Below are 18,603 nucleotides of genomic sequence, written 5' to 3'. Positions count from 1 at the left end.
CACATGGCAGCAGTTCCGCACGACACCCGCGCCGCCGAGGAGTACCGCCTCGCACGCGAGATCCCGCGCGACGGCCTGACGGCCTGGCGCACCGCGATCGGCGAGGCCGCCCGGCTCAAGCCCGGCATGACGGTGCTCGACGTCGGGGCCGGCACCGGCGCCTTCGCCACCGCGTTCCGCGACTGGTACGGCGTGCGGGTGCTGGCCGTCGAACCCGCCGAGGCGATGCGCGCCCTCATCCCGGTCGGCGGGGGCGTCGAGGTGTTCGACGGGCGCGGCGAGGCCCTGCCGGTGCCGGACGGCTGCGCCGACGCGGCCTGGCTCGGTTCGGTGGTGCACCACCTGTCGGACCTGGGGGCGACCGCCCGCGAACTCCGGCGCGCCCTGCGGCCCGGCGCGCCGGTGCTCGTCCGCAACGCCTTCCCGGGCCGGTACGGCCGCGACCTGCGGGTGCGCTTCTTCCCGGAGACCGCCGACGGGATCGACGACTACCCGACCGTCGACCGGCTCTGCGCGGCGTTCGCCGAGGCCGGCTTCGCCCGCGTGTCGCTGGACGCACTGCCGCAGCAGAACGCCCCCACGCTCGCCGAGTTCGCCCGGCGGATCCGCCGCGGCGCCGACTCCAAGCTCAAGGCGCTCGACGATGCGCAGTTCGAGGCGGGCATGGAGCGGTTGCGCGCCGCCGCCGCGGCGGACCCCGCCGAGCCGGCGACCAGCTGGATGGACCTGCTGGTCCTGGCCTGAGGCGGCCGCGGGCGGAGGCCGCCGGTGCGCCGTCCCGGCGTTGCAGCGGAGGGTGGTCGAGGATCTCGACGTACATGATCCGCCCGTGCACGACGTCGAGGTTCAGCATGCCGTGTTCGGGCAGCAGCGCGACGCACCGGTGGCCCTCCCCGTAGGGGTGGCCCGGCCGGTGCTCGGCGGTGCGGATGCTCTGGCAGAAGTCGTCGCCGCAGCCGCACGCATCGACCAGGCGGAGGTCCCACGCACAGACGGCCAGTTCGCGTTCGCCCTCCCGCTCCAGGAGGGTGGTCAGCTCCGCGACAAGGCCGGGGTACGTCTCACGGAGGAGGGGGTGGTCCGGCGGCATGAGGAGAGGTTAGCCGGACCAGGGCTCCGGAGCTACGGAGTTGTCGGCCCGTGAGGTCCGCGACCCTTCTCCGGACCGGCGGCAACCTTCCCGTCCCCGGCGGCGACCGAGGGGTGAACAGTACACCTCACCCCAAGGAGCACCCGGCATGCCCGCTTCCCCGCACCGCCGCCCCACCGGTCGCCGACGTCTCGCCCTGATCGGCGCCGCCGCCGTGGCCGCGGCCGGCCTCGGCGCCGTGCCGCTGGTCATGAACGCAGACGCCGCCGCCACCGACCTCGCCCACGCCGTGCTGCCGGCGAAGGACGGCTGGGCCGCGAGCGGCTCCGGCACCACCGGCGGCCGCGACGCCGACGCCGCGCACGTCTTCACCGTCTCCACCCGCGCGGAACTCGTGAAGGCGTTGAAGGCCGGCCCGGCCGACGCGCCGCGGATCATCCGGGTGAAGGGCGTCGTCGACGCCAACACCGACGACGCGGGCAAGCCGCTGACCTGCGCCGACTACGCGGCGGGCACCGGCTACTCGCTGACCGCTTACCTCAAGGCGTACGACCCCGCCGTGTGGGGCCGGTCCACGGTGCCCTCGGGCGGCCAGGAGAGCGCGCGCAGTGCCGCCCAGGCGAAGCAGGCGGCCCGGGTGGTGCTGAACGTGCCGTCGCGGACCACGATCGTCGGCGTGCCGGGCACGGGCGCGGGGATCACCGGCGGCAACCTGACCGTGAAGAACGCGGACAACGTGATCATCCGCAACCTGGCGTTCACCGACGTCCGCGACTGCTTCCCGCAGTGGGACCCGACCGACGGCTCCACCGGCAACTGGAACTCCGCCTACGACGCCGTCAGCCTCCGCGGCTCCACCCACGTCTGGGCCGACCACAACACGTTCTCCGACGCCCCGCACCACGATGCCGCCAACCCGTCGTACTTCGGCCGCGAGTACCAGGTGCACGACGGCGCGCTCGACATCACCAACGCCTCCGACCTCGTCACCGTCGAGTACAACACGTTCACCGACCACGACAAGACGATGCTGATCGGCAGTAGCGACAAGGACACCAAGCTGCGGGTCACCCTGCACCACAACGTGTTCCGGGGCATCGTCCAGCGCGCGCCGCTGGCCCGGGTCGGCCAGATCCACCTGTACGACAACTACTACGACACCACGCCGCTCGACGGCTACCAGCACTCCTACAGCATCAACTCCCGGGCCGGCGCCCAGATCGTGGCCGAGCACAACTACTGGAAGCTCGCCTCCGGCCGGAAGGCCTCGCAGCTGCTGAGCGGCGACGGCACGGGCGCGGTCGCAGGCAGCGGCAACCTCGTGAACGGCACCGCCACCGACCTGGTCGCCGCCTACAACGCCGTCAACTCCAAGAAGATCAAGACCTCCGTCGGCTGGACGCCGACGCTGACCGCCGGCCTGGAGCGCTCCGCCGCCGGACTGCCCGCCGCCCTCAGGGCCAAGGCCGGTGCCGGGGTGCTCACCGACACCGGCGCGATCGGCACCGCCACCCCGTCGGCGAGCGCCAGGGCCACCGTCGCCGCGTCCCCCTCGGTTGCCGTGGCCGCGGGCCGTACGCTCGCCGTCGCCGCGGACGGCTCGGCCGCGTACCGCACGGTGCAGTCGGCGGTGGACGCGGCCGTGTCCGGTGACACCGTGCTCATCGCCAAGGGCACCTACCGCGAGGTGGTGAACGTGCCGACGGCGAAGAAGGGTTTGACCCTGAAGGGCGCCACCGGCAACGCCGAGGACGTCGTCGTCACGTACGACAACGCGGCCGGCACGAAGAAGGCCGACGGGTCGACGTTCGGCACCGAGGGCAGCGCCACCGTCACCGTCACCGCGAACGACACCCTGCTGACCGGGGTCACCGTCCAGAACACCTTCGAGCGTTCCGCCCACCCCGAGATCACCGCCACCCAGGCGGTGGCCCTCGCCGCCCGCGGCGACCGCCAGCAGTACGTCAACTCCCGCTTCATCGGCCACCAGGACACCGTCCTGAACTGGGCGCCGTCCGCCACCGGCCAGTACCGGCAGTACTTCCGCAACTCCTTCGTCGCCGGCGACGTGGACTTCGTCTTCGGCAACGCCACCGCCGTCTACGACCGCGTGAACATCACCCTCCGCGACCGCGGTGCCGCCGCAGGCGGCAACAACGGATACCTGTCCGCGCCCAACACCGACGCCTCGAAGCCGTACGGGATCCTCGTCACGGACAGCACGATCAACAGCCCGGCCAAGGCGAACACCTTCTACCTCGGCCGCCCGTGGCACCCGTCCGCGAACGCCGTCGGCCAGCTCGTCATCCGCAACACCGCGCTGCCCGCCGCCGTGAAGACGGCGGGCCCCTGGACGGACATGAGCGGCTTCTCCTGGAAGTCCGCCCGCTTCGCCGAGTACGCCAACACCGGCGCCGGCGCTACCGTGAACGCCGACCGGCCGCAGCTCACCGCCGACCAGGCCGCCGTGTACACCGCCCGCCGCTACCTCGCCGGCACCGACGGCTGGAACCCGGTGGGCTGACGACCCCGACCCCGACCCCGACCCCGACCCCGACCCCGACCACGGGGCGCAGGGTCCGGCGCCGGTCCCCGCGCGCCCCTCCGCCGTCCGGCCTGGTCTGCCGCTGACGCTGAAGCGCTCCCGCCGCGTGGCGTCCGTCGGAAGAACCGGTACCAGGGACGTTTGACGGGCGGCAGCCGGGTCGCGAAGAACGGCTTCCAGCCGGGCGCCCCGACCTGTGTCAACCGCCTCTCCCCGGCCGCTCCGGCCGCACGGACCGTCCCTCGACGTCGCTCGCCTTCTGCGTCCATGGAGGCGGGCGACGTCGAGGGGCGGCTCAGGAACGGAAGCCGATGATGCCGAGGCCGGGGTGCTCCTGTGCGGCCCGCATCCAGTCGAGGCACTGCATGACCGCGTCGGCGACGGCGGGCTCCAGCGGCGGGGCGTGGTCCGCCCGCTTGGTGGCCTCGAACTGCTCCAGGGCCTTTTCGATCATGGTGGGGGTCCACTCGCCGCAGCCCGGTGTGAACGTGTAGGGCAGGGGGGACGGCGCGCAGCCGAGGCTGAAGTCCTCGACGGAGACGGCGGTGATGTGCAGGGCCTTCAGCCCCTGGTCGACCACCGACAGCCAGTCGCCCCGGTGCGGGGTGAACGAGGAGTTGTCCAGGAACGCGCCGGTGAGCGCGCACAGCCGCTTGTAGGCGTAGCCGTACTGGAAGGCGTGGTCCTCGCGGTCGGAGAAGGGGCCGCCGTGGACGACGGCGCGGAGTGCCTCGTAGGCGGTGGGGGCGCCCTCACCGATCTCGTGGCCGAAGTAGCTGTCGTCGCGGGCCAGGTCGCGGCCGAAGCCCGTGCGGACCGCTTCGAGCAGCTGCTCGTCGCCGGATCCGACCAGGGCGCGGGTGGCGGCCGTGTCCAGCAGATAGACACTCAGGGAGGAACTCATGCAACGACCCTAGAGGCGGCCACCGACAGCGCGAGGCGCGGCCCGAGGTACGGCTCGACACGGCCCGGTGTCCGACCCGACGTCCGGCCCGGCAGGGCGCGCCGCGGCGGGTACCCGACCGAAGCGGGCACGGTTGGTCGGGTCGGGCAGGGTGGACCCTCCCTACGGTGGACGAACAGAAGGAAGGAGACCGGGCTTGCTGGACCGACTCAACCAGGCGATGGCGTCGATCGAGGAGCACCTCGACGGGACGATCGACGTCGCCGACCTGGCCCGCACCGCGCTGACCTCGGAGTACCACCTGCGGCGGATGTTCTCCGCCCTGGCCGGGCTGCCGCTGTCGGAGTACGTCCGACGGCGCCGCATGACCGTCGCCGGGGCCGAGGTACTCGCCGGGGAACGGACGCTGCTGGAGATCGCGCTGCGCTACGGCTACACGTCGGCGGAGGCGTTCGGCCGTGCGTTCCGCGGAGTGCACGGCATCGGCCCGGGCGAGGCGCGCCGCACCGGCGCCGCCCTGCGGTCCCAGCCCCGGATGTCCTTCCGCCTCGTCGTCGAAGGGAGCACCACCATGCAGTACCGGATCGTGGAGAAGGCGGAGTTCAGGGTCGTCGGCCGGACGGCCCGGGTGCCGCTCGTGCACGAGGGGGCGAACCCGCACATCGCCGTCCTCATCAGAAGCATCGAGCCGGAGACCCTCGGGCGGATCGCCGCGCTCTCCGACCAGGACCCGGACGGGATCGTCTCGGCGGTCGTCCATCTCACCGGCAGCCGCGAGGAGGGAGCCGAACTCGACTACTACCACGCGGCGGTGACGTCCGGCGCCGCGACGGACGACGACCTGGAGGGCCTCGACGTGCTCAGCGTCCCGGCCGGCACCTGGGCCGTCTTCGAGAACCACGGCCCCTTCCCGGCCGCGCTGCAGTACCTGTGGCGCGACGTCTTCACCGAGTGGTTCCCGTCCAACCCGTACGTCACCCGGCCCGGGCCCGAGATCCTGCGGACCCGGCCCACCGAGGACTGGTCGGAGGCGGACGCGCAGCTGTGGATCCCCGTGGACCGGGCACCGGTCTGACGGACGCCCGCGGCGGAGGAGCGGAGGAGCGGAGGAGCGGAGGAGCGGAGGAGCGGGGTGCGGGCGGCGCGGGGGTGCGGGGGCGCTGGCGGCACGGGCGGAGTGGCGGAGGGCGGGGTGCGAGCCGCCGTGCGGAACGTGCAGGTGAGTTGCTGATCGTGCCGGGATTCCGTTCCGGACCTTAAGAGAACCCCAAGCCTTCGCCGGGCCCTTGACCCCCGTAGGTGGTCCAGTCCATTTTATGGAGCAGGCCGGTCCGCGTCCGGGCCGAAGTCCCGCACCGCGCTCCTGCGTTCGTCGTCATCCGTCCCCGGCTCCCGCTTTCGGGCGGCCCCGTACACCCATGCCCGGAGAGGTTCCCCCATGGAACGCACCCCGCTCCGCACCTCCGCACCCGGTCGGCACCGCCGGCGCCGCGGTGCCGTGGCCGTCGGCGTCACCGCCGCCCTCGGCCTGCTGGCCGGCGGCGTCGCCGCCCTGACCGCCGGCAACGACGCGCTCGCCGCAGTCGCCGCCACCGACGCCCTGGGCAGCAACTGGTACGCCTCGGCCCCGTACCTGATGCCCGAGGACAACAGTCCGCCGGACGCGGCCGCGGTGATGGACGCGACCGGCCAGAAGGCCTTCCAGCTGGCGTTCATCCTGGACTCGGGCGGCTGTAAGCCGGCCTGGGGCGGCACCTCCTCGATCGACACCGACACGGTCATGCCCGCCGTGATCCAGAAGATCCGCAGCAAGGGCGGCGACGTCTCGGTCTCCATCGGCGGCTACGGCGGCAACAAGCTCGGCCAGAGCTGCGGCAGCCCGGAGGCGACCGCGGCCGGCTACCAGAAGGTGATCACCAAGTACGCGCTCAAGGCGATCGACTTCGACCTGGAGGAGCCCGAGTACGAGAACACGGCGGCCATCCACAACGAGATCGGCGCCGCGAAGATCCTTCAGCGCGACAACCCCGGTCTGTACATCTCGATCACCACGGCCGGCACCAACGCGGGCACCGGCTGGTTCGGCACCCAGATGCTGAACGAGGCCAAGTCCCAGGGTTTCACCCCGAACAACTACTCGATCATGCCGTTCGACGGCGGGTTCAACGGCGCCGCCGCGCAGACCGACGCGCTGGTGAAGTTCAACCAGATCCTGCAGACCACCTTCGGCTGGAACGAGGCCACCGCGTACGCCCACGAGGGCGTCTCCCTGATGAACGGACGGACGGACGCCGCCGAGTACTTCCGGCAGGCCGACTTCCAGACCGTCCTCGACTTCGCCACCGCGCACAAGCTGGCGCGCTACACCTACTGGTCCGTCAACCGCGACCGCCAGTGCGCCGGCACGGTCGACCCCGGGCTCTCCGGCTCGTGCTCCAGCGTGGCCCAGAACGACTGGGACTTCACGAAGTTCACCGTCCGCTTCGCCGGGGCGACGCCGCCCACCACGCCGCCCACGACGCCGCCGACCAGCCCCCCGCCGGGCAGCCCGAGCCCCAGCCCGACCTCCGGCACCTGCACCCAGCCCGCGTGGAGCGCCACCACGACCTACACCAACGGCAACAAGGTCTCGTACCAGGGCCACAACTACCACGCCAAGTGGTGGACCCTGAACGAGGTTCCGACGGCCAGCGGCCAGTGGGGCGTCTGGGCCGACGACGGCCCCTGCTGACCCCGACACCCTGAGCGTGGACCGGCCCCCGGCAACCCCGGGGGCCGGTCCACGTCGTCATGACGGCGCCTCCCCGCGCCGGGGCGAGGGGGCGCACGACGGCGTCGAGGACGACCGCGGTGCGGGAGCGGTCCCCGAACGGCCGGGATCGCCGGCGGCCCGCGGCCGAGGTCATGGGCGGACACCGGTGTGCCCCTGCCCGTCCCACCGGGGGATGCGCACCGCCCACCGGACCTCGACGGGACCTGCCGCGGGCGGGCAGGTCACCGCGGGCGGGCTGGGGCCCGGACGACCCGGAGCGCGGGCGGCGGTGCACCGGAGGGCCGGCCGGGGCCGCCGTCACGGGCCCGGCGTTCCGGGGCGGAGGGCCGGCAGCCGGACGTGTCCGGAATCGGCCCGGGATGTGCAGGTATCGTGCATCCGGAAGGAGGTACTCATGATTGCTGGCCCGGGCTTCTGGGATCTTGAGATCGAGCGAGCCGGCTGGTCGCGTGTGCTGTCCCCCGGGACGGCCGGCTTCCCGGAGCTCGCGGGGCGCGGCAGTGTGTGGGGCCGCAACTGCTACGTACGCGGCAACGACCGCCTGGTCATCGAGTGGTCGGACCAGGTGTCGATATTCGCCGCCCTCCGCAACGGCAGGCTCTGCCCGGTGGGGTCCGCCGAAGACCTGTCGTCCGCCATAGGAGCAGGCGGCAGGGGTTAGGGCGGCGCGCCGCCGCTGCCCCGGATCGACCGCGGGAGCACCGTGAGGGCGGTGACGTGGCAGGGGTCGTCGATTGTCCTGACGGATGCGGTCACCGATGGGCGGCCCGGGCCCCGGCCCCCGACTCGGTGGTCCACGGCGGTCCCGCATCGTCTCGGGTGGGTGCCGCTGGGGGCGCCGGCGTGTGTGCCGCGGCACGGATGCCGGGGGCGCGGCCGCCGAAAGTATTGACATGCCCAGCGCTGATCGGGATGCTGCGAGAGCGCTCTTCCATCGATGTAAAAGCCGGCCGGAAGCGGCAGGCCGACGTCGGGCCGGGGCGCCTCCCCGCCCTCTGCGATGCGGTCCTGAGCAGACGTCGTCCCCGTGCCCGGGTTCCCCGGCGGCGCGGTCGGCCGGCGGCACGGCGGCGCGGAGCCGATGCCGAGGACCGACGAAGGATCGGGGACCATGAAGCTCTCCCGCCGTCTCTCCGGTGTCGCCGCCGCCGTGCTCTCGGGCGTGCTCGCCGCCGTGCTGTCCGTGTCGTTCGCCGAGCCCGCCGGGGCGGGCCAGACCGGCCTGCGGGCCGCGGACCCGAGCGTGCTCCGGGTCGGCGGCACGTACGTGTCGGTGCAGTCGGCCAACGGCGGGATCGCCGTGCGGCAGGCCTCGTCGACCGCCGGACTGGCCTCGGCGCCCGCCCGGCAGGTGTGGTCGGACACCGCCGGCCGCGGTGAGGTCTGGGCCCCGGAGATCGTGACGGACGGCGGTCGCTACTACATCTACTTCACGGCCGGACGCGGCGCGGCCCACCGGATGTACGTCATCAGCTCCGCCGCCCCCGACAGTGGCTACACCGCCGAGACGAAGCTGGCGCTGCCGGACGACCGGTGGGCCATCGACGGGAGCATGTTCACCTTCAACGGGCAGCGCTGGTTCGTGTGGTCGGGCTGGGCCGGCACCACCGACGTCGAGCAGAACCTCTACATCGCGCGGATGAACGGCCCGACCGCGCCGACCGGCGCGCGGTACGTCATCTCGCAGCCACGGGAGGGCTGGGAGCGCGTGGTCGGCAACCCGTTCATCAACGAAGGGCCCGAGCCCATCAGGGACCCGAACGGGCAACTGCACATCACCTACTCCGCGAACGGAAGTTGGAGCGACCAGTACTGCCTGGCCGACCTGAGGCTCCGGGCGGGCGGCGACCCGACGTACGTGTGGGACTGGTACAAGTCCAACGGCTGCCTCTTCGGCTCCAACCGCTCGACGATGATGGCCGGTTGGGATCCGACGCTGCACGTCGACGGTCCCGGCCACCACAGCTTCGTGCTGCTGAACGGCGACATCGGCACGAGCCCGCCCGCCGGCCCGGCGTTCCCGCTGATGTTCCACGCCGTCCCGAAGGGCACGCCCTACGCGTGGGCGAACCGGTACTGGTACACCGGCACCTTCGCCTGGTGGGGCAACACCACCTACAGCCGCGCCAACGTCCCCGGTCCGACCACGGACACCGGCTGGAGCCTGAAGTTCTTCGAGTAGGCGGCAGTGGTCCGTCCGGGCCCGACCGCGGCTGTGCGCGGCCGTCCCCGGGTGGGTGCGGTGCCGGGGCCGGCCCGGCCGGACACCCCGGCGCGGGCCGCGGACTGCCGCGGTTGCCGTTCCTGCGGCCCGCGGTCACCGTGGGGAGGTGGAAGTCCCACGCGGCCGGCGGATCGCCCCCGGCCCCCGGGATGCCGGATCGACGCGATGCCGCGGGGAGCGCCCGCCGATCGACGGCCGCCCGCGCGGCCCGGCGGCGGGCCTCCCGGCCGCGCCGCGCACGCGCATCCCGGACACCCGGCGACCGGTGCGGCTGCGTCCTCCCGGCCCGAGCGCAAGGGAGCAGGAGATGACCGACGCCCGACCCGGAACGGACCGGCACCCCGTCGGCGGAACGCCGGGGCTCCCGCCGCGGCGGGTGAACGACCGCGGCGACGCCGTCACCGACCTGCGACGCATCGGGATCGACCCGGACTTCTGGTATCCCGTGGCCGTCGCCCGGAAGGTCGCCAAGGGGCGCACCTTCGCCGCCGTCTTCGCCGGTGAGCGGATCGCGCTCTACCGCGGCCGGAGCGGCCGGGTCTACGCCCTGGAGGACCGCTGCGCCCACCGCCAGGTGCCGCTGAGCATGGGCGTCGTGGAGGGCGACGTGCTGCGCTGCTGCTACCACGCCTGGGCCTACCGCGGGAACGGCCACATCTCGCAGATCCCGTACCTGCCCAAGGGGTGCGAGCGGCCGCCGCGCGGCGTGCGGTCGTACCCGGTCCGTGAGGCATACGGCCTGGTGTTCGTCTTCCCCGGCGACCCGGCGAAGGCCGAGACGGCGCCGTTCCCCGTGCTGCCGCAGTACGACGCGGCCTCGCACCGGACGATGACCTTCTCCCGCACCGTGCGGTGCCACTACTCGTTCATGCACGAGAACCTGCTCGACATGAACCACCAGTTCCTGCACCGGGGCGTGCTGGGCAGGATCCAGCCCGAACTCCTCGGCTACGAGAGCGGTCCGCGGTCCGTCGAGGCCCGTTACCTCTTCGTCCCCGCCGGCGGCAGGAAGGACCGCGGAGCCGGCCTCCTGTCCGCCGAGGGGATCGGCGGACGGGAGAGGCCCGACGTCGTCACCATCCGCACCGAGTACCCGTACCAGACCCTCCAGGACGTTCCCGAGGGTGCCGACCTCCCGGCGTTCTCCCTCTGGGCGGCTTACGTGCCGGAGGACGCGGAGCAGCGCACCTGCCACGCCTACGGCCTGCTGATGATCGCGAAGCCGCCGGTGCCCGGCGTGATCCACCTGGCGTGGCCGCTGATCCGGCGCTTCACCGAGCGGGTCTTCGCCCAGGACCGGACGGCGGTCGAGGCCGAGCAGCGGGCCTGGGACGAGCAGGGCGAGGACCGCAACCACGAGGTGTTCCCGCTGATCCTCGACGTTCGCGACGTCCTGCGCTCCAACGGGGTGCCTCTCGGCCCCGAAGCCGTCCGCGCCGAGGCGTAGCCCCGCGGGCCGGGGCCGCCCGCGCGATCCGGCGCCTCCGCGCCCGGGGCCCGTCGGACGCACCGTGCGTCCGACGGGCCCCGGCCGAGACGGTGCGGGCTACGCGGGCACGGCGGCGGTCCGCATGCGGCGGTACAGGAGGACGCCGGATGCGCCCGCCGACACCAGCGCGATGCCCACCACGCCCAGCATGGCGGTGGAGGAGGCCGAGGCGGTGGTGAAGGAGGCCGACGCGGGGGCGGCGGCCTGCGCTCCGGCGGCGGTCACGCCGTGGTCGTGGCGGGCCGTGGACCGGCCGGCGTCGGCGGCGAGCTGCTGCTCGGTCGGGTTGCCCGGGGCGGCCGCCGCGAGGGCGGCGGCACCGGCGGTGCCGCCGAAGTCGACGTCGGCGCAGCCGTAGAACGCCTCCGGGCTGTCGGTCCGCTGCCACACCTGGTACACCAGTTGGCGCCCGGTGCGGCTGGGCAGGGTGCCGCTGAAGGTGTAGTAGCCGTTGGTGGCGGTCCGGCCGGTGGCGTACTCCGCCACGGGGTGGGCGAGGTCGAGGTCGGACCACTTGAGCGGCTGGGTGGGGTTGTAACCGCTGTTGGTGACGTAGAGCGTCATGACGCCCTGGTGGGGGGCGGTGACGCGGAAGTTGAAGGTGGTGACGCCCGCCTTGACGGTGGTGGCCGGCCAGTCCGTGCGGGCCATGTCGAGCGCCTTGTACTTGTCGCGGTTGGCCGAGCACAGCTTGCCGTCCGGGATGATCTGCCGGCTGCGGCCGTTGGCGTCCGCGATGTTGACCTCGTTCCAGTCGTAGAGCGGCTGGGTGCCGCTCATCGCGACGAGGTCCTTGCACACCTGGGACTGGGGGTGCTCCGGTCCCTCGGCGTAGCAGGCGGCGATCCGGCTGGTGGGGCCGTAGAGCGAACCGTGGGCGCCGGCGCTGCCGGCGGCCGTGACCACGACGCCGGCCGTCAGCGCGCCGACGGCCAGGAGTCTGCGGGTCCAGGACATGGTTCTCCTCGGGAGAGATCGGGTCGGTTGTGGGGGACGGCGCAAGCCCGGGGAGCGGCGGGCGGCACGGCGTGGACCCGACACGCCGTGACCGGAAGGGAGCTTAGATTGGCCTATACCAATTGACAAGGGGTCTGGTGTCCAACGGTTCTGACGGCTTGTCCGGCCGGAGGCCACCGGCCCGCGGTCGAGGGCGCGGTTCCTGTGCGGTTCCTGCGCGGGCGTGCACAGGTCGGCAGCCGGCAGCCGTGGGCAGCGGCCGGCGGCCGGTGGCCGGAGCTCAGGGGGTGTGGATTTCGCACGCCGGACCCGGATCGTGGTCGCAGCGGCTGACCGGCACGAGGGAGGCCAGGCCCCACAGGCCCAGGGCCAGGCCGCACAGGACGGGCACGACGACCGCGGCCCGCAGGGCGACGACCGCCTTGGTCCTGCCGTCCAGGCAGCGCACGGTCAGGTGCATCGCGGCCGGGATCCAGATCAGCATCACGGACATCGCCAGGAAGAACCACCCGTTGGTGCTCACCGCAGGATGATGCCCGCGGCGGGGCACCCCCATGCGCGAGCCGTGGCGCACCGTGTCGGCCGTGGGCCGGTGGCAGGAATTGGACGACAGCCTGCGCTTTCGGTGCTGTCGCGGCACGGGTGGGACGGCGGAGGATCGTCGGGGACACCTGTGCGGTGCCCGAGACCGCTCCGGAGGATCCACCGATGTCCCTGGCCGAACCAGCCCCGCCCGTCGACCGTGCGACCCCCGCCGCGGACCGGCACCGGACCGTGGCCGTCCGCCCTCCCGCCCCGCCCGCGGTCCCGGCTCCGGCCGTGGGGCGGGGCGCGGGCCGTCCGGCCGTGCCGCCCGTGCACCGGGCGGCGACCTTCACGTTCGAGTCGTCCGCGGAGTTCGCCGCCGTCATGGCGGACCACACCCTCGGCTACGTCTACAGCCGGATCGACAACCCGACCAGCGACACCTTCGCCGCGGCCGTCGCCGCGCTGGAGGGCGCGGAGGCCGGGCAGCCGTTCTCCTCGGGGATGGCCGCGATCACGACCACGCTGCTCGCCTTCCTCTCCGCGGGCGACCATGTCGTCGCGCAGCGCAGCCTGTACGGCGGCACGCACCACGTGCTCACCCGGCTGCTGCCGCGCTGGGGCATCGGGGTGTCCCTGGTCGACTCGCCGGGAGAGGCGGCCGCCGCGATGTCCGCCACCACCCGCCTGGTGTGGTGCGAGACGATCTCGAACCCGACCCTGCGTGTGGCGGACATCCCCGGCTTCGCCGAGGCCGCGCACCGGGGCGGCGCGCTGCTCGTCGTCGACTCGACCTTCGCCACGCCGTCCGTCTGCCGACCGCTCGCCCTGGGTGCCGACCTCGTGCTCCACTCCGCCACCAAGTACATCGGCGGGCACAGCGACGCCACGGGGGGAGTGGTCGTCGGCGACCGCCGCCACCTGGAGCCCGTCCGGGCCCTGCGGACCGAACTCGGCGGCACCCTGGCCCCGGACGAGGCGTTCCTGCTCCTGCGAGGACTGCAGACGCTGCCGCTGCGCGTCGAGCGGCAGAACCGCACCGCCGCGCTGCTGGCCGCCGCCCTGCACGGGCATCCGGCCGTCGCGGCGGTCGACTTCCCCGGACTCCCGGGCCACCCCGACCACGACCGCGCCGTCGCCCTGTTCGAACCCGGCCGGTTCGGCGGCATCGTCACCGTCACCCCGTACGGCGGCGCGGAGACCGCGCAACGGCTCTGCGACAGCCTGCGGCTGTGCGACATCGTCACCTCCCTCGGCGGCACGACCACCGGCGTGTCCCACGTGGCGTCGACCAGCCACCGCCAGCTGGGGGAGGAGGAACTCGCTGCGGCGGGCATCGCACCCGGCGCGATCCGGATCGCGGTGGGCCTGGAGAACCCGGACGACCTCATCGCCGACTTCGCCGGCGCGCTCGGCGCGCTCGCCGCGCCGCCGCAGGCCGGCCGCGCCTGACGGACCCGGCGCGGGCGGACGCGCCGCCGCACGGTTGTCAGGGTGGCCCTGACGGCGCCAGCCTCCTGTCAGGGAACGCCTGACAGGAGGGGTGCGGCATGTCTGCTGCCACGGCCGAGCACGACGGCCTGCGATGCTCGTTCTGCGGCGCGTCCGAGGCCGAGGTCGACAAGCTGGTCACCGGGCCCGGGGTGTACATCTGCAACAAGTGCGTCGATCTGGCCGGCTCGATCGTGGCGGAGTACCTCGGGAAGCCGGTCGACCTCCGGCTCCCGCTGCGCAGCGAGATGACCGACGAGCAGGTGCTCGACCGGCTCCCGCGCGTCGCTGCGGTCGCGGACCAGGTGGAGGCGGACCTGCGGGGGTGGGTCCAGGAGCTCCGTCGGCGCGGTGTGACCTGGGCGAGGATCGGCGAGGCGCTCGGCATCACCCGCCAGTCGGCCTGGGGGCGGTTCTCCGGCGAGGAGTGACCCCCGGCGCGGGCGTGCGGCAGGGCGGGTTCGTGGCGGTCGCCCCGGGGCGGCGGCGTGGGGGGCGCCCGGTGTCGCGCGGAGGCTGCGTCGCCGCTCAGGCGATGCCGCCGTTGGCGAAGATGACCTGTCCGTTGACCCATCGGCCCGGGCCGGCGAGGAACGCGACGGTCTCGGCGATGTCCTCCGGCGTGGCGATGCGCTCCAGCGGGGGCTGCGCGGCCAGGCGGTCGAGGGTCTCCCGGTCCTTGCCGTCGAGGAAGAGCGGAGTGGCGGTGGGGCCGGGCGCGACCGCGTTGACGGTGATGTCGCGGCCGCGCATCTCGCGGGCCAGCACCAGGGTCATGGCCTCGACGGCGCCCTTGCTGGCGGCGTAGGCGGCGTAGCCGGGGGGTGCCAGCCGGGTGACCGAGGTGGAGAACGTGACGATGGCGCCGCCGCCCCGGACACGGCGGGCCGCCTGCTGGGTGACCACGAACGTGCCGCGGATGTTGGTGCGGTGCAGTCGGTCGAGCGCGTCCAGGTCGAAGTCGGCGACCGGTCCGAGGACCATGGCGCCGGCGGTGTGGACCACGACGTCGATCCCGCCGAAGGCGGCGCCGACCGCGTCGAAGGCCTCGGCCATCGCGGCCTCGTCGGCGACGTCGCCGGTCACGGCGATCGCCCGGCCGTCCGTCGCCCCGATGGCGGCGACGGTCTCCTCGGCGGCGGTCCTGTTGCCGGCGTAGTGGACGCCGACCGCCATGCCGTCGGCGGCGAGGCGTCGGGCGACGGCGCGGCCGATGCCGCCGGAGGCGCCGGTGACCAGGGCAACGCGTGCGGTGTCGGACATGGTGATGCCTTCTCTCTCTTATGAACGCCACGTCCATATAATCACGTTGTGAACGCTGCGTCCATATGTCATCGTGGACCCGGCGGGTCGACACGGGAGGTCAACGCATGCCGGAGCGCCCGGAGCAGGACGAGGCACCGAAGGTCCGGCGCGGCCGCGGCCGGCGCCCCGCGGCGGAGGTACGGGCCGACGCCCTCGACGCGGCCGGAGCCCTGCTGCTCGACAGGGGCATGGCCCAGTTCACCATCGAGGCCGTGGCCGACACGGCAGGCGTCAGCAGGACCACGATCTACAAGTGGTGGCCGTCGAAGGGCGCGCTCGCGCTCGACGGCTACTTCCACGCCGTCGAGTCCGCGCTGACCTTCCCCGACAGCGGCGACATCGAGGCGGACCTGCGGGCACAGCTCCGGGCGTTCGTCCACGTCGTCACCGAGACCCCTGCCGGGCGGGTGATCGCCGAACTCATCGGCCAGGCGCAGACCGACCCCGACCTGTCCGCCGCCCTGCTGGAACGCTACTCCGGCCCGCGCCGCGCGCTCGCGGTGGAGGCGATCGGGCAGGCCCGGTCACGCGGCGAACTGCGCGCCGGCATCGACCCCGAGGTCCTCGTCGACCAGCTCTGGGGCGCCTGCTACCACCGCCTGCTGATGCCCAACCTGCCGCTCACCCGGGCGTTCGCCGACAGCCTGGTCGACAACCTCGTACGCGGCATCAGGGCCTGACCCGCTTGCGGCGGCGGGCGGTTCCCTCCGCGGCCCCGGATTCCGGTACCGGAGGAGGGCCCGCCCGCGCGGCCCCGGTTGCGGTCGCGGCCCCGGCCCCGGCCCCGGTCGCTGTCGCTGTCGCTGTCGCGCGGAGGGTACCGGCGCCGCGGGTCGGACGCCAACGGTGGTTCCCGTGTTGCCCGGTGAGCCGTCCGGGTCGACCCTGAAGCGGGGGTTCGGAGCCCGCACGCGCGGCGCGCGTACGGCAGGACAGCAGGAGCGGCCATGACTCTCGTCCGCAGGAACCAGGCCATGCTGAGTCGCAAGGAGAAAGCCCAATACGTCCAGGCCGTGCTGAAGCTCAAGGAAACGGGCGTCTACGACAACTACATCACCGAGCACGCGGCGATCACCTACTACGGCCACGGCGGTCCGAGCTTCCTCCCCTGGCACAGGGAGTTCCTGCGGAGGTTCGAACTGGACCTGCAGAGCGTCAACCCCGGTGTCACCCTGCCCTACTGGGACTGGACGGTCGACAGGACCGAGAAGGCGTCGATCTGGGACGACGTCTTCATGGGCGGCAACGGGCGTCCGAGCGACGGAATGGTGACGACCGGGCGGTTCTCCGGGACGGAGGGCAACTGGAAGTGTCTCAGGATCGGCGTCGAACCCGATTACCTCACAAGGGAGTTCGGCGTTCAGAGCGATCACCTGCCGACCGGGGACGACGTCGACGAGTGCCTCCAGGTCCTCCCGTACGACGAACCGCCGTGGGACGCGAGGAGCAGGGCGAGCTTCCGCAACTTCCTCGAGGGCGGGATCGGGCCGAACATCCACAACCGGGTGCACCTGTGGGTCGGCGGACAGATGATCCCGCTGAGCTCGCCGAACGACCCGGTGTTCTTCCTGCACCACGCCAACACCGACCGCCTGTGGGCCCAGTGGCAGACCGATCAGCGGGCGCCGTACGAGCCGCAGGAAGGTGCCGAGCAGGGGCAGAACGCGGGCGACCCCATGATTCCCTGGGGCGGCGACACCACCATCGACAGCGTCCTGAACCACCGCGACCTCGACTACATGTACGACAGTGAAGATCCTCTCGCCGAAGGCGACCGCATGCTCCCGGGCGATGTCCTCTATCCCGGCGGCTCGCTGGAGTACCGGGACGGCAAACTCCTCCTGTACACCTTCGAGTACACGCCCGAGGGGGCCCTGGTACTGACCGACATCCGCAACAACCGGGAGATGTGGACCACCGGCCCGCTCCCCGGCATCCCCGGCCTGCTCAGGATGCAGCCGGAGGGCGACCTCGTCGTGTTCGACGGTGACGGCGTCACCAGGAGGTGGAGTTCGCAGACCGCGGGCAACCCCGGCAGCCGCTTCTACGTCACCTACCGCGGTACGGCGGCCATCTACGCCCCGGACCCCGATCGGGAGACCTGGTGGGAGCCGAAGGGCTGACCCGGCACAGGGCGGACGAGGGGGAGGCCCGGCCCCTGCCGCGTTCGGGGATCGTGGGGCGCGCGCTCTGTGGTGCGAATTCTGCCGTCGTTGTCCCCGATCGGGCCGGGCCGTGCGGCGGCAGGTGTGTGATCGCGCTCTGTAACCTGGTCGAGAGTGCGGGCCCCGGGGTGCAAGACTGGGATCATGACCCTCGACCGTCGCAGCCTCGGGCTGCCTGTTTTCTCCGAGCCCGCTGCCGAGCCGCCCCTCCCCGCGCAGAGCGGCGGCCGTCGGCCGTTGCCGGTGGAACAGGGCGCCGCCTTCCGTGAGCCGCCCGGTGAGGACGTGGTCGCGCCTGCCGCGGTCCGCCGCCCTCTCGCCGTCGACGACCTGACCTTCTCGGACCCGGACCGGCCGATCTGACCGGCGGTGGGTGGCCGGCCGTCCGGCAGGTCACCCATGTGTCATCCGGTGCGTACCCCGGCAGGGTCCGGGCCGGCGGGGCACCGTCCCGGGACGGACGCTGCGCCGGTGGCCGGTGGCCGGTGGCCGGTACCGATGACCGGTACCTGGCCGGTACTGATGAGCAGCAGGACCCGGCCGGGCCCGGCGGCCGGAGGGACGGCACCCCGCCGGGCCGCGGCGGCCTCGGCAGCAGCCCCGATCCGGGCCTCCGCGGCGCCGCGAACAGCCGGAGTCTGAGCCGCCGCCGACGGGCCGAGTACCTGCGCGGGGACCGCGGACTGTGTGCACCCGCGAGTGGCCTTACGCTTGGCGTCCCCATGCACATCCGAGGCGTGGACATCGTGGCCTAGGAGAGCGAACGTGGCACAGGGACGTAGCGGTATCAGGGGTGCCCGAATCGGGTCGGGGCCGATGGGCGAGCCCGAGCGTGGTGACCTCGCTCCTCGCACACTGGCGTCGTTCTGGTGCGGCAACGGCCACCACACGCAGCTGAGCTTCGCGGTCGAGGCCGTGGTCCCGGAGACGTGGGACTGCCCCCGGTGCGGGTTGCCTGCCGGCCCCGACCCGGACAACGTGCCCGTCGCCTCGGGCAACGCCCCCTACATGACGCACCTGGGCTACGTCCGGCAGCGCCGGACCCAGGAGGACGGCGAGATCCTGCTCAACGAGGCACTGGCCAAGCTGCGCGGGACGATCTGACCGTCCGGGACGGTGCCGGCCGGCTGTCCGG

The 18,603-nt window shown here is 73.1% G+C and carries 18 protein-coding genes and 1 pseudogene; 15 read left to right on the top strand and 4 right to left on the bottom strand.

Features of this window, described 5'->3' with window-relative positions; all coding sequences use genetic code 11:
• Positions 1-3 precede the first annotated feature (3 nt).
• From OG335_RS40320 to OG335_RS40305, 4 genes and pseudogenes are all read left to right on the top strand, one after another.
• The gene (locus OG335_RS40320; RefSeq protein ID WP_405008932.1) at positions 4-744 is read left to right on the top strand and encodes a class I SAM-dependent methyltransferase; all 741 of its coding nucleotides are present in this window, start codon (positions 4-6) and stop codon (positions 742-744) included.
• Between the two features lie 85 nt (positions 745-829).
• A complete protein-coding gene (locus OG335_RS40315) occupies positions 830-1,144 on the top strand; it encodes a hypothetical protein (protein WP_405008933.1) in 315 nt (104 codons plus the stop codon).
• A 94-nt stretch (positions 1,145-1,238) separates the two neighbouring features.
• Positions 1,239-2,576: pseudogene (locus OG335_RS40310) on the top strand (polysaccharide lyase family 1 protein); the annotation flags it as partial.
• The gene (locus OG335_RS40305; RefSeq protein WP_405015275.1) at positions 2,568-3,614 is read left to right on the top strand and encodes a pectinesterase family protein; all 1,047 of its coding nucleotides are present in this window, start codon (positions 2,568-2,570) and stop codon (positions 3,612-3,614) included. The pseudogene OG335_RS40310 and the gene OG335_RS40305, both read left to right, overlap by 9 nt.
• Before the next feature lie 316 nt (positions 3,615-3,930).
• Here OG335_RS40305 and OG335_RS40300 read toward each other — a convergent pair whose 3' ends face one another.
• A complete protein-coding gene (locus OG335_RS40300) occupies positions 3,931-4,539 on the bottom strand; it encodes a hypothetical protein (protein WP_405008934.1) in 609 nt (202 codons plus the stop codon).
• A 196-nt stretch (positions 4,540-4,735) separates the two neighbouring features.
• Here OG335_RS40300 and OG335_RS40295 point away from each other — a divergent pair, with 196 nt between their 5' ends.
• From OG335_RS40295 to OG335_RS40275, 5 genes are all read left to right on the top strand, one after another.
• Positions 4,736-5,614 (top strand): GyrI-like domain-containing protein, encoded by an 879-nt coding sequence (locus OG335_RS40295; RefSeq protein ID WP_405008935.1) that lies wholly within the window; start codon positions 4,736-4,738, stop codon positions 5,612-5,614.
• Positions 5,615-5,977: 363 nt separating this feature from the next.
• Positions 5,978-7,270 (top strand): chitinase, encoded by a 1,293-nt coding sequence (locus OG335_RS40290; RefSeq protein WP_405008936.1) that lies wholly within the window; start codon positions 5,978-5,980, stop codon positions 7,268-7,270.
• Positions 7,271-7,706: 436 nt separating this feature from the next.
• The gene (locus OG335_RS40285; protein ID WP_405008937.1) at positions 7,707-7,973 is read left to right on the top strand and encodes a hypothetical protein; all 267 of its coding nucleotides are present in this window, start codon (positions 7,707-7,709) and stop codon (positions 7,971-7,973) included.
• 450 nt (positions 7,974-8,423) lie between these two features.
• Positions 8,424-9,494 carry a glycoside hydrolase family 43 protein gene (locus OG335_RS40280; RefSeq protein WP_405008938.1) on the top strand — a complete coding sequence of 357 codons (1,071 nt, stop codon included), beginning with the start codon at positions 8,424-8,426 and terminating at the stop codon, positions 9,492-9,494.
• A gap of 349 nt (positions 9,495-9,843) precedes the next feature.
• The gene (locus OG335_RS40275; protein ID WP_405008939.1) at positions 9,844-10,983 is read left to right on the top strand and encodes a Rieske 2Fe-2S domain-containing protein; all 1,140 of its coding nucleotides are present in this window, start codon (positions 9,844-9,846) and stop codon (positions 10,981-10,983) included.
• A gap of 99 nt (positions 10,984-11,082) precedes the next feature.
• Here the strand turns inward: OG335_RS40275 and OG335_RS40270 are convergent, their stop codons facing one another.
• Positions 11,083-11,982, bottom strand: coding sequence for a lytic polysaccharide monooxygenase (locus tag OG335_RS40270; RefSeq protein ID WP_405008940.1), 900 nt, complete (start codon positions 11,980-11,982; stop codon positions 11,083-11,085).
• A gap of 280 nt (positions 11,983-12,262) precedes the next feature.
• A complete protein-coding gene (locus OG335_RS40265) occupies positions 12,263-12,505 on the bottom strand; it encodes a hypothetical protein (protein ID WP_405008941.1) in 243 nt (80 codons plus the stop codon).
• 185 nt (positions 12,506-12,690) lie between these two features.
• Between OG335_RS40265 and OG335_RS40260 the strand changes: the two genes are divergently transcribed.
• Entirely contained in the window at positions 12,691-13,959 is a 1,269-nt protein-coding gene (locus tag OG335_RS40260; RefSeq protein ID WP_405008942.1) for a trans-sulfuration enzyme family protein, read from the top strand.
• A gap of 98 nt (positions 13,960-14,057) precedes the next feature.
• Positions 14,058-14,429 (top strand): ClpX C4-type zinc finger protein, encoded by a 372-nt coding sequence (locus tag OG335_RS40255; protein ID WP_405008943.1) that lies wholly within the window; start codon positions 14,058-14,060, stop codon positions 14,427-14,429.
• A gap of 97 nt (positions 14,430-14,526) precedes the next feature.
• Here OG335_RS40255 and OG335_RS40250 read toward each other — a convergent pair whose 3' ends face one another.
• Positions 14,527-15,261: an SDR family oxidoreductase gene (locus OG335_RS40250; protein WP_405008952.1), complete on the bottom strand. Its 735-nt coding sequence runs from the start codon at positions 15,259-15,261 to the stop codon at positions 14,527-14,529.
• 107 nt (positions 15,262-15,368) lie between these two features.
• Between OG335_RS40250 and OG335_RS40245 the strand changes: the two genes are divergently transcribed.
• The 4 genes from OG335_RS40245 to OG335_RS40230 all read left to right on the top strand — a co-directional run bounded on the left by OG335_RS40245 (position 15,369) and on the right by OG335_RS40230 (position 18,572).
• On the top strand, positions 15,369-15,983 hold the full coding sequence (locus tag OG335_RS40245; RefSeq protein ID WP_405008944.1) for a TetR/AcrR family transcriptional regulator: 615 nt from the start codon (positions 15,369-15,371) through the stop codon (positions 15,981-15,983).
• A gap of 267 nt (positions 15,984-16,250) precedes the next feature.
• Complete coding sequence (locus OG335_RS40240; protein ID WP_405008945.1) at positions 16,251-17,426, top strand: tyrosinase family protein; 1,176 nt, start codon at positions 16,251-16,253, stop codon at positions 17,424-17,426.
• 186 nt (positions 17,427-17,612) lie between these two features.
• A complete protein-coding gene (locus OG335_RS40235; RefSeq protein ID WP_405008946.1) occupies positions 17,613-17,831 on the top strand; it encodes a hypothetical protein in 219 nt (72 codons plus the stop codon).
• A 402-nt stretch (positions 17,832-18,233) separates the two neighbouring features.
• Positions 18,234-18,572 carry an RNA polymerase-binding protein RbpA gene (locus OG335_RS40230; RefSeq protein WP_405008947.1) on the top strand — a complete coding sequence of 113 codons (339 nt, stop codon included), beginning with the start codon at positions 18,234-18,236 and terminating at the stop codon, positions 18,570-18,572.
• Positions 18,573-18,603: the final 31 nt, after the last annotated feature.

It is taken from the genome of Kitasatospora sp. NBC_01539, assembly GCF_045040525.1.
Lineage (GTDB): Bacteria > Actinomycetota > Actinomycetes > Streptomycetales > Streptomycetaceae > Kitasatospora.
This window is presented reverse-complemented; position numbering and strand designations above follow the sequence as displayed.